This is a genomic window from Microvirga sp. GN3, assembly GCF_055792825.1.
Window position 1 is genome coordinate 1 of the sequence record NZ_JBVVAK010000228.1, and the last position, 10012, is coordinate 10012.

General features: G+C 61.4%; 11 protein-coding genes. 7 read left to right on the forward strand and 4 right to left on the reverse strand.

All coding sequences use genetic code 11. From position 1 onward, the window contains the following. The first annotated feature begins 321 nt into the window (after positions 1-321). The 3 genes from ACS5Q1_RS44140 to ACS5Q1_RS44150 are packed head-to-tail and all read left to right on the forward strand — an operon-like array spanning position 322 to position 1532. Entirely contained in the window at positions 322-612 is a 291-nt protein-coding gene (locus tag ACS5Q1_RS44140; protein WP_473104167.1) for a TFIIB-type zinc ribbon-containing protein, read from the forward strand. Continuing rightward, positions 509-730, forward strand: coding sequence for a hypothetical protein (locus ACS5Q1_RS44145; RefSeq protein ID WP_473104168.1), 222 nt, complete (start codon positions 509-511; stop codon positions 728-730). Before ACS5Q1_RS44140 ends, ACS5Q1_RS44145 begins: the two co-directional genes overlap by 104 nt. Continuing rightward, positions 693-1532 (forward strand): histidine kinase dimerization/phosphoacceptor domain -containing protein, encoded by an 840-nt coding sequence (locus ACS5Q1_RS44150; RefSeq protein WP_473104159.1) that lies wholly within the window; start codon positions 693-695, stop codon positions 1530-1532. The genes ACS5Q1_RS44145 and ACS5Q1_RS44150 overlap by 38 nt, the downstream gene beginning before the upstream one ends. Here the strand turns inward: ACS5Q1_RS44150 and tnpC are convergent. Continuing rightward, the gene (tnpC, locus tag ACS5Q1_RS44155; RefSeq protein ID WP_473104160.1) at positions 1514-2797 is read right to left on the reverse strand and encodes an IS66 family transposase; all 1284 of its coding nucleotides are present in this window, start codon (positions 2795-2797) and stop codon (positions 1514-1516) included. The genes ACS5Q1_RS44150 and tnpC overlap by 19 nt on opposite strands. Positions 2798-3070: 273 nt before the next feature. On the opposite strand from tnpC, the gene pyrE reads away from it, so the two are divergent. After that, positions 3071-3655, forward strand: a complete 585-nt coding sequence (gene pyrE, locus ACS5Q1_RS44160; protein WP_473104161.1) for an orotate phosphoribosyltransferase — start codon at positions 3071-3073, stop codon at positions 3653-3655. Positions 3656-3896: 241 nt separating this feature from the next. Beyond that, positions 3897-4556 (forward strand): LabA-like NYN domain-containing protein, encoded by a 660-nt coding sequence (locus ACS5Q1_RS44165; RefSeq protein ID WP_473104162.1) that lies wholly within the window; start codon positions 3897-3899, stop codon positions 4554-4556. A gap of 55 nt (positions 4557-4611) precedes the next feature. Here ACS5Q1_RS44165 and ACS5Q1_RS44170 read toward each other — a convergent pair whose 3' ends face one another. From ACS5Q1_RS44170 to dapA, 3 genes are read right to left on the reverse strand one after another with little or no spacing between them, the layout of a single operon-like run. Beyond that, positions 4612-5142, reverse strand: a complete 531-nt coding sequence (locus ACS5Q1_RS44170; RefSeq protein ID WP_473104163.1) for a glycine cleavage system transcriptional repressor — start codon at positions 5140-5142, stop codon at positions 4612-4614. A 49-nt stretch (positions 5143-5191) separates the two neighbouring features. After that, positions 5192-5665, reverse strand: a complete 474-nt coding sequence (gene smpB / locus ACS5Q1_RS44175; protein WP_036350314.1) for an SsrA-binding protein SmpB — start codon at positions 5663-5665, stop codon at positions 5192-5194. Positions 5666-5673: 8 nt separating this feature from the next. Continuing rightward, positions 5674-6558: a 4-hydroxy-tetrahydrodipicolinate synthase gene (gene dapA / locus ACS5Q1_RS44180; protein WP_473104164.1), complete on the reverse strand. Its 885-nt coding sequence runs from the start codon at positions 6556-6558 to the stop codon at positions 5674-5676. Between the two features lie 192 nt (positions 6559-6750). On the opposite strand from dapA, the gene ACS5Q1_RS44185 reads away from it, so the two are divergent. Together ACS5Q1_RS44185 and ACS5Q1_RS44190 are read left to right on the forward strand one after the other, a co-directional pair. Further along, positions 6751-8793: a lytic transglycosylase domain-containing protein gene (locus ACS5Q1_RS44185; RefSeq protein ID WP_473104165.1), complete on the forward strand. Its 2043-nt coding sequence runs from the start codon at positions 6751-6753 to the stop codon at positions 8791-8793. Positions 8794-8837: 44 nt separating this feature from the next. Continuing rightward, positions 8838-9719: an alpha/beta fold hydrolase gene (locus tag ACS5Q1_RS44190; protein WP_473104166.1), complete on the forward strand. Its 882-nt coding sequence runs from the start codon at positions 8838-8840 to the stop codon at positions 9717-9719. Positions 9720-10012: the final 293 nt, after the last annotated feature.

Consider the following 10012-nt stretch of genomic DNA (forward strand, 5'->3'; position numbering starts at 1 on the left):
ATCCACCTGCCGCAGTTTCGCGACGATGTCCTCGGCCGTGTGTCTCTTCTTGCTCATTCGCTTGTCCTCCATTCGGCTTGAAAGCCATACATCAGGGAGGACCACTTCTCAGGGGGCAGGCCAGGTCAGGCTTGAAGGCTAGTCTCCACGCACCCATGTGTTCTTTGCGGGCCGGGCCCCTCTGACAACCACGGGCGTGTGGCTGTGATGTCGGACTGCAGTGAGAACGCCTGGCGCTGATCAGTGTAAGACTGATTGGCGGTCTGGCTCATTATCCGGTTATCAACCTTAGGAGGTCCGCCTATGACCAGTGCCGCCGGTATGCCATGTCCCGTCTGTCAAGTTTCCCTCGTAATGAGTGAGCGACAAGGCGTCGAGATTGACTATTGCCCGCAATGCCGTGGCGTTTGGCTCGACCGTGGGGAACTCGACAAGATCCTCGAGCGGAGCGCCCAAGATGCGCCTTCTCCTGCCCCAGTGCAGCAACCTTCATTTTCGAAGCCGCAGTATGATCAAGGTCATGATCGGGGCTATGCTCAGCCATATGGGCATGGCCATCAGTACGGGCATTCCAAGAGGAAGAAGTCCTTTCTTCAAGAGTTATTCGACTGAAGCGCTCGAACGGCTGAATGGAGAAGGCCCCGAAAACGGGGCCTTTTATTCATCTACAGTCCCATCAGACCGGATTGGCTATGAACAAGTTTCAGGAGAACAAGGCGGACACCCCTGAGCGAACCGTCGCCGAACGGCACATCGAAGCCGTACGGCAGCAGGGTGGCCTGTTCGTCGAGGCCGTCCGGCGGACCCGCATGCCGATGCTCGTGACCGACGCCACCCTGCCCGGCAACCCGATTGTTTTTGCCAACCAGGCATTTGTCGACTTGTCCGGCTACACCATGGACGAGCTGCTTGGTCAGGACCCGCACTTCATGAACGGCGCAGGCACAGACCCGGAGGCCATCCGGCGCTATCAGGCTGCAATTACGCAAGCGCGAGACGAAACCTTGGAAATCCTTCAGTACCGAAAAGGTGGCACCCCGTTTCGGGCGATGCTGTTCGCCAGCCCGGTGGATGACGGCCAGGGCACCGTCACCAATCATTTCCTCTCTTACCTCGACATCACCCGCCGTTACGACGCGGAGGAAAACCTTCGGACCCTCGCTTCGGAACTGGAGAACCGGGTGGCGGCACGAACCGGAGAGCTGGAAGCTGCCAACAAAAAGCTGTCGGCGTTGGTCGCCGAGCGGGAGATGCTGCTGGTGGAGGTCAACCACCGGGCCAAGAACAGCCTCGCCATCGCGGCTTCTCTCCTCGGCATTCAAGGGCGGCGGCAGCCGGACCCTGCGGTCAGGGCCCTCTTCGAGGAGGCCCAAGATCGTCTCAACGCCATGGCGCGGGTCCACGACCTTCTCAGTAAGTCGGAAAGGGCTCAGCACGTCGATGTGGCCACGTACGTGGCCGATCTATGCGGCGCCTTGAGAGTAATTACCCACGCCCCATTCAGAACTGAGGTTCAGGCGGACACGGTCTGAAGGATCGTCTTGAACGCATTGGTTCCCGGGCCGAGGCGAGCCGTGTCGACGACGGTGCGAATGTCGGCTTCGCCCTCGGCCGCCCACATGGCCCGATAACCGTTGGTCACCTTGCGCTGAATCACGGCCGGTCTGAGGGCGCGTTCGCAGGCGTTGTTCGTCGCCTCAACCAGGCCGGGCCAGTGGGCGAAGGTCAGAAGCTGATCGCGGGCGCGCCGGAACTTGCTCTGAAGGTCGCGGGCGAGATCGCAGGAGGTCGGCGCGGCCAGGATCGCGTCCAGACTGCGCTCCAGGACGCGGCGCTTGCGGGCGAGGGTCGAGGCGGCGAGGGTTGCGACACCCTCCGCCAGGGCAAAGGCCCGGTGCAGCCACAGCTTGAGACGCGAGATCAGGACATCGTCGCTGGCCTCATCGGCATAGGCGACGTCGCGGGACAGATGGGCCAGGCAGGTCTGGTGGGCGTCGGCATGGCCCTGTTGCGCGCTGTAGCGGTCGGAGCACCAGACCTCGGGCCGGTGCCCGTCCATCACGGTCCGGACCACGCTGGCGCCGCGGGTCGGCGAGGCGTGATGGACCACCGCCTCAGAGCAGCGAAACACCCAATGATAGGCGCTGCTACCCTCGATCCGCACGCCGGTCTCGTCGGAAGCGACAACCTTGGCCTGGCGCAACGCCGCGACGGCCTTGTCGCGCTCGGCCGCGAAGGCGCCCTGCGCCCGGCGCAGCAGGTTCATGAGGCCACCCTGGCTGAGCGTGAGACCGAAGAGGTCGGCGAACGCGCTTTGCAGCCGCTCGTAGGACAGGCTCTGAAAGGTCTTGAGATAGGTGGCCACGGCATGGACGCGCGGCCCGAACGGCGTCCCCTTGGCGGCGGCGGGCACGGGGGCAACAACCCGCGTCCCGCAGGACGGACAGCGAACCGCAAGACGCCGATGGCGCTCGATCCACGGCTTGATCGCGGGCAGCTCGATCGTGTCGTGTTCGCTCACGGTCTCGGTCGGAAGATCGGTCGCCAGCCTGGCGCGGCAGCATGGGCAGTGGTCCGGCTGATGGTCGACGAGGCGATCCACATCCGGGCTCATGGCGCGGCTGTGCCCGTCATGCCCCGGCTTGGCGCCACCGGGCTTGGCCTGATCCCGACGCTCCTTGCGATCGGTCGAGGGCGGCTTTGAGGATGTGCGTGAGGTCTTCTGCGGACGCTGCATCCGCAGCACCAACTCAATCAGCTCTTCCTTTGTCAGACGCTGCAAATCAGTGCGATCCATCGCCCCATGGATTCAGGAATTGAGCCTGCTGACAAGGGCGTGGGTAATTACCCTCCGTGACCATAACACTTGAGTGAGACCTTATTTTTTCTGACAGAATACGTAGCTTCTCTTCGACGCTCATCTTGTCCCCGCAAGTCGATACGATACAACATCACCTGGAACTGTATTCGTCAAGTAAGTTTCTTGGCGTGGCTGCTTCTGTTGCGGCATTGCCCCTTGCCTCCTGCCCTTGCCCCTGCCAAACAGCGCCGACGCAGGAGACCTGAGCCCATGACCCCGAACGACGTTCTCGACGAATTCCGCTCTGCCGGTGCGCTGCTGGAGGGGCACTTCATTCTGTCGTCGGGGCTGCACAGCCCAGTCTTCCTGCAGAAGATGTTCGTGTTCCAGGATCCGGCGCGCACCGAGCGGGTCTGCCGGGCACTGGCGGAGAAGATCAGGGAGACCTTCGGGGCTGTCGATTACGTGGTCTCGCCGGCCGTCGGCGGCATCGTTCCGGGATATGAGACCGCTCGGCATCTGGGCTCCAAGGCGATCTTCGTCGAGCGCGAGAACGGCGTGTTCGTCCTGCGCCGTGGCTTTACCATTCCGGAGGGCGCTCGCGTCGTCATGGTGGAGGACATCGTCACGACCGGCCTTTCCTCTCGGGAATGCCTGACGGCCCTACGGGAACATCCCGGCACGATTCTCGGCGCCGCCTGCCTCATCGACCGCTCCGGGGGTAAGGCGGATCTCGGCGTCCCCCTGGTGTCCCTGGTTCAGCTCGACATCCCGGCCTATGCGCCGGACCAGGTTCCGGCCGAATTGGCCGCCCTTCCGGCAACCAAACCGGGCAGTCGCAGCCTTAAATCATAAAAGCTGTTTATTTATCACACACAGGCTTGACTGCCTTGGTTCTGCCAACTTGACTCTTGGCATTTACACGCCATTAAGTATTTTACTTTGTCGTTTTTGCTCGTCCGAAGGGTTAATAGCAGCCTGTTCTAAGGCGCGTCGTGATTTTATCGCGCAATTATATTGCGAACGTAAATAATAGATGCCGCTTGAATAATAAAGGTTGTTATGCCGCTTCGGCAGATACAAATAGAGAATACTTATGTCAGGCCAGCAGAGGATCGCGCTTTTCATTGATGGCGCCAACCTATACGCTACCACTAAAACTCTTGGCTTCGATATCGATTACAAGCGCCTGCTGAAGGAATTCCAGGGTCGGGGTGCTCTGGTCCGGGCCTTTTACTACACTGCGCTTGTGGAAGATCAGGAATATTCTTCCATCCGCCCGCTGATCGACTGGCTCGATTACAATGGCTATCGGGTGGTGACGAAGCCGACCAAGGAATTCGTGGATTCCGCCGGCCGCCGCAAGGTGAAGGGCAACATGGATATCGAGCTCGCCATCGATGCGCTCGAGCTCTCTCCTTATATCGACCATATGGTCCTGTTCTCCGGCGACGGTGATTTCCGGTCCCTGGTCGAGGCCATGCAGCGTCGTGGTGTGCGGGTCTCCGTCGTTTCCACCGTCACGACTCAGCCGCCGATGGTGGCCGATGAGCTGCGCCGCCAGGCCGATGAATTCCTCGACCTGTCACAGCTCGCTTCCCGCATCGGACGCGACCCCTCGGACCGTCCGCAGCGTGTCGGAAATGAGAACGGAGATCGTCAGGACCGCGTGCGCCCGCAGCAGCCGCCGCGCAACGGTGCCCTCGAGAGCCGCTACGGCATCCGGCAGCCGCAGGACGACGATTTCGACATCTGAGTGTCGGATTCCGCACAGAGCATCCATGGCCGGGCAAGTCCCGGCCATTCGCTTTTTAGAATGAACTCTCTTCGACCTGGCAGTTCAAGCCAAGCGAGCCTGCGGTGTTGCTGACTGTCGCCAGGCACAGGTCCGTCTGCCCGGTGGGGATCGACACGGCGAACCGGGTCACATAGAGACCGCCCTCGCTGTCCGGAAGCTTGCGCGCTTCGAGGCGCACGATATTGGCCTGGTATTGCTTGAAGACTTCCGAGAGCCGGGCCACGAGGCCGAGCTGATCGCCGCCGCTGATCGCGATACGGTGCGTGATGCTGCCTGCAGGACCGGGGCTCGGGTCGAAGGCATAGGGAACCGCCCGGATCTCGGCCCCCTCTAGCTCGGGCAGCTGCTTCAGGCCCGCCTCGATGCTGGCGGCCGTCAGATCCGTGGGAAGCTCACAAAGCGCGACGAATTCGGCGCCCGAGCCGAGGGCCGCGAAGGTCGTATCCCTCAGGTTCACGCCGACATCGAACAGATGTTCCGCGATCGCCGCGACAAGACCGACCCGATCGGGACCAAGAACCGAGACCAGAGCAACCGACGCCATGTTTTTCCTCCCAAAGATTGAGAGGAAATTAGCGCGAGAGAACGTTCCGTCAGCCCTTCTCGCGCATGAGACGCGCCTTCTCCCGGTTCCAGGATCGCTCTTTCTCCGTCTCGCGCTTGTCGTGCAGCTTCTTGCCTCGGCCAAGGCCGAGTTCCACTTTCGCCCGTCCGCGGTCATTGAAATAGATCTTGAGCGGGATCACGGTGAAGCCCTCGCGCTGCGTGGCGCCGATCAGCTTGTCGATCTGGCGCTTGTGCAGCAGCAGACGGCGCGGACGCTTCGTCTCGTGGTTGAAGCGGTTCGCCTGGAGATACTCCGGGATATAGGCGTTGAAGAGGAAGAACTCCTCGCCCGACGGCCCGGCATAGGCCTCGCCGATAGTCGCCTTCCCCTGACGCAGCGATTTCACTTCCGTGCCGGTCAGCGCGATCCCCGCCTCGTAGGTGTCGAGGATCTCGTAATTGAACCGCGCCTTCCGGTTGTCGGCGACGACGCGGTTGGCACTCTTTGGATCTTTTGACATGAGCAATTTTAAGCGTTGATCAGCCCCGCATGGACCATGGCCGAGCGGACAGCCTGCTTCGCGCCCTCGGAGGCGGGCACCAGCGGCAGGCGCACATTATCCTCCATCAGGCCGAGCAGGGAGGCGGCATACTTCACGGGCGTCGGGTTCGTTTCGACGAACAGATTGGTGTGCAGGGGCATGAGGCGGTCCTGCACCTTCAGGGCCGAAGCGTAATCGCCATTCAGACAGGCGTTCTGCATCTCGGCACAGAGCCGGGGCGCGACGTTCGAGGTCACCGAGATGCAGCCATGACCGCCATGGGCCATGAAGCCGAGCGCGGTCGCGTCCTCGCCGGAGAGCTGGATGAAATCGGGCCCCAGCACCTGCCGCTGCTGGCTCGCGCGCGCCATATTGGCGGTCGCATCCTTTACGCCGGCGATGTTCTTCAGCTCATAGAGCCGTGCCATCGTCTCCACCGACATATCGATGATCGAGCGGCCGGGGATGTTGTAGATGAAGATCGGGATCCCGATGGCATCATTGATGGCCTTGAAGTGCTGGTAGAGGCCTTCCTGCGTCGGCTTGTTGTAATAGGGCGTCACGATCAGCACCGCGTCGGCGCCGACCTTTTCCGCGTGCTTGGAGAAGGCCACCGCCTCCGCCGTGCTGTTGGAGCCGGCGCCGGCGATCACAGGCACCCTGCCCTTCGTCTCATCGACACAGATCTCGACAACCCGCTCGTGCTCCTTGTGGCTGAGCGTGGGACTCTCGCCCGTCGTGCCGACGGGCACGAGTCCGTTCGTCCCCTCCTGGATCTGCCAATTGATGAAGGACCGGAACGCCGCTTCATCCACGGCTCCATCCTTGAAGGGGGTCACCAGAGCCGTGATGGAGCCTTTGAATTGGGTCATGGGGTTATCCTCAATAATCGCGCCGGCTCTTCTTCGAAGCCACAAGGGTTTAACACATAGGGGGTGCGGCGCATGCGCGCAAACGTTCCTTCGGGGAGTTGTCCTAGCTCGGCTCTTAGTGTTTCCTCAAGAGAAACGTCGTCACAATAAGATATAAGACGGCGGCAAGGGGGTTAGCGGGTGAGCCTCAACATGCGTCCTCTCATATGTCTTGTGACATCCGTCGCGCTTGTCCAACTCTCCATTCTTACTGCCCACGCAACCGAAACTCCCCTCAACACGCCGGAACCGACCCAACCACCTTCTCTGGAAAGCTTCGTGCCCGTCGCCCCGGTTCCGGGAGACCTGGACCACCTGCCGGGGATCTTCAAGGCCTATCGGGACAACGATCTGACCGAGGCTCAGATCCTCAAGACGAAGCTCTCCCAGCCCGCCGCCCACGCCCTGGTCGAGTGGTTTGCGATCCGCAGCGGCTTCACCATGGGTCTCGACCGCATCCTGGCCTTTCAGAAGGATTATCCGGGCTGGCCGGTCACCAGCCAGCTTCGAAGACGGAGTGAGGACGCGCTGCTGGCCGAGCGCAGACCCCCGTCGCAGGTCCGCGCCTTTTTCGCCAAGCAGCCTCCAGGAACACCCGCCGCTCGGATCGCCCTCGCCTTCGCACTTCAGGCCGAGGGCTTCACGCAGGAAGCGAATGAGAAAATCCGCCATATCTGGCGGGAGGATACCTTCGGTCCCGACGCGGAGCGCCGCATCCTTGACCGCTTTCCGGACGTCCTGGCAAAAGCCGATCACCGCTTTCGCATGGAGCGGCTTCTCCTGAAGGAGAATTGGGGCGGAGCCCAGCGCGCGGCCGGCCATGCAGGCAAGGAGTATGAGCTGCTGGTCAAGGCGCGCATGGCTGTCTTCCAGGGAAAGAAGAAGGCCGAGAAGGCCTTCGCGGCCGTGCCGGCCTCCCTGCGGAGCGACCCCTCCTATCTGTTCTCCAAGGCGCTACTCCAACGCCGAAGCAACAACCTGGTGGAAGCGGCCGCGATCATCATGCAGGCGCCACGGGACCCCGAATTACGGGTCGACGGTGATGAATGGTGGGCCGAACAGCGTCTGATCACCCGTGCTCTGCTCGACAAGGGCAATGCCACGACCGCCTATGAAGTAGCGAGTCATCATGCCGCGGAATCGCCTGTGCAGCAGATCGAGGCGGAGTTTCACGCGGGGTGGATAGCGCTTCGCTTCCTGAACGACCCCGCGACAGCCTCCAAGCATTTCGCGACCGTCGCCCAAACGGCCTCGACTCCCATCTCTATCTCGCGCATCGCCTATTGGCAGGGACGCGCGGCAGAGGCGGCCGGCCTGGGACAGGACACGAAAATCTTCTACGGACGCGCAGCCGACCAGCCGACGACCTATTACGGCCAATTGGCCCAGGCGAAACTCGGTCAGACCATCTCGCTGCGAAAAGTCGATCCCCTGACAGAAGAGGAACGCAAGGCGTTCGATGCTCTCATTCCCGTTCAGGCGGTGAAACTGCTGCAGCAGATCGGCGAGCAGGATCTTGCTCTCAGCCTCTACACCGATCTCGCACAGTCCTTGAGCGATCCGGGACAGCTCGATGCCCTGGCCGGCCTGGCTGCATCTCAGCAGAATCCCCGGGCGGTGCTGTCCATCGGCAAGACGGCCCTGCAGCGAGGCTTCCCACTCGACCAGCATGCCTATCCGCTTGCGGCCATCCCGGATTTCCAGCCGGTCGGCGATGAGGTCGAGCCCGCCATGGTCTATGCCATCGCCCGGCAGGAGAGCGCGTTCAATCCACGCGCCATCTCGAGCGCAGGGGCCCGGGGCCTCATGCAGCTCATGCCGGCTACCGCGAAGAGAACCGCACAGCGGTTCGGCGTCGGCTTCGATCTGAAGCGGCTGATCGAGGACCCATCCTACAACGCCAAAATCGGCTCGGCCCATCTCGGCGAGCTGATGGAGGACTGGAAGGGCTCCTATATCCTCGCCTTCGCGTCCTATAATGCGGGCGGCGGCAATGTGATCAAGTGGGTCAGGACCTACGGCGATCCGCGCAAGCCGGACGTGGACGAGGTCGATTGGATCGAACGCATCCCCTTCTATGAAACGCGCAACTACGTCCAACGCGTGCTGGAGAACTTGCGCGTCTACCGGCAGCGGTTGAACGAAAAGCCTGCGCCGCTTGTCCCGGCAACGGCGGATGCGACAAGCACCAATTAATGATGCAGGATGCGGCTCGTCGAGACCCTTGAGGCCGGACTGAGATGAGCCGCTCCTATCGCGATCTTTCCGTATCTGCCACCGACGGGCTGAAGCTCTACGCCCGCGACTATGGCTCTGAGTCCGGGGATGCGCTTCCCATCATATGCTTGCCTGGACTGGCCAGGACCTCTGAAGACTTTCACGATCTGGCCGAGGCCCTGAGCCGGGATCCATCCCACCCGCGCCGTGTTCTGTCTCTGGACTATCGAGGACGTGGGCGCTCCGAATGGGACAAGGACTGGCGCAATTACGACCTCAAGATCGAACTCGACGATACATTACGAATGCTGGCAGCAGCCGGGATCGAAAGCGCAATCTTCATCGGAACTTCCCGCGGCGGCCTGATCACGATGGCCTTGAGTGCGGTCCGTCCTGAACTTATCGCCGGCGCGGTTCTGAACGATGTCGGTCCGGTCCTTGAAGCCAAAGGGCTGATGCGGATCCGAAGCTATGTCGGCAAGCTCTCTACCCCTCGGACTATGAGTGAAGCCGCAGAAATCCTGCGGCAGATCTCGCAGTCTCAGTTTCCTCTTTACACCTACGAGCAATGGGAACGGATGGCGCGGGGCACTTGGCGTGAGAGTGAAGACGGCTTCGTTCTCAACTACGATCCTAACTTGGCGAAAAACCTCGAGACTCTCGATCTCGAAGGGCCTTTGCCGGATCTGTGGCCGCTGTTCGAGAATTTGAAGCCGGTTCCCGTTCTCGTCATTCGGGGGAACAATTCCGACCTGCTGACGGTCGAAACCCTGCGGATGATGCAGGAGCGGCATCCGCACCTCACGGCCATCACGCTGCCGGACCAGGGTCATGCCCCCTCTCTCGACGGCGATCTCATTCAGATCATCAGAGATTTTGCCGTCGGGGTTGATGCCCAGGACTGACAGGAAGCTCCTTCTCCCCGAGATCAGATGGAAAAGGCTTGGAAGCTTTTTCAGTGCCGTGGACCATTCCACTTCTTCGGTTTTCCGCTTCTTCTAACGCCAAACCAATCCACGTTGCCGAGAACGCTTTGTCAGCGTGAAAGAACCATTTGATCGTTCACGCTGACAAAAAGAAAAACCCCGGTGTTGCCACCGGGGTTCTCTCATCCGATCAGGATAAGCCGATTAGAAGTCGCGCTGAACGCGGATACGGCCTTCCCAAACGTCGTTCTTCAGGTCGACCGGATCCGGAC

Excerpts from the sequence above, each read along its gene's own strand:
- ACS5Q1_RS44140 (WP_473104167.1), top strand. The coding sequence starts at position 322 with ATGCCATGTCCCGTCTGTCAAGTTTCCCTCGTAATGAGTGAGCGACAA.
- ACS5Q1_RS44145 (WP_473104168.1), top strand. The coding sequence starts at position 509 with ATGATCAAGGTCATGATCGGGGCTATGCTCAGCCATATGGGCATGGCC.
- ACS5Q1_RS44150 (WP_473104159.1), top strand. The coding sequence starts at position 693 with ATGAACAAGTTTCAGGAGAACAAGGCGGACACCCCTGAGCGAACCGTC.
- tnpC (WP_473104160.1), bottom strand. The coding sequence starts at position 2,797 with ATGGATCGCACTGATTTGCAGCGTCTGACAAAGGAAGAGCTGATTGAG.
- pyrE (WP_473104161.1), top strand. The coding sequence starts at position 3,071 with ATGACCCCGAACGACGTTCTCGACGAATTCCGCTCTGCCGGTGCGCTG.
- ACS5Q1_RS44165 (WP_473104162.1), top strand. The coding sequence starts at position 3,897 with ATGTCAGGCCAGCAGAGGATCGCGCTTTTCATTGATGGCGCCAACCTA.
- ACS5Q1_RS44170 (WP_473104163.1), bottom strand. The coding sequence starts at position 5,142 with ATGGCGTCGGTTGCTCTGGTCTCGGTTCTTGGTCCCGATCGGGTCGGT.
- smpB (WP_036350314.1), bottom strand. The coding sequence starts at position 5,665 with ATGTCAAAAGATCCAAAGAGTGCCAACCGCGTCGTCGCCGACAACCGG.
- dapA (WP_473104164.1), bottom strand. The coding sequence starts at position 6,558 with ATGACCCAATTCAAAGGCTCCATCACGGCTCTGGTGACCCCCTTCAAG.
- ACS5Q1_RS44185 (WP_473104165.1), top strand. The coding sequence starts at position 6,751 with ATGCGTCCTCTCATATGTCTTGTGACATCCGTCGCGCTTGTCCAACTC.
- ACS5Q1_RS44190 (WP_473104166.1), top strand. The coding sequence starts at position 8,838 with ATGAGCCGCTCCTATCGCGATCTTTCCGTATCTGCCACCGACGGGCTG.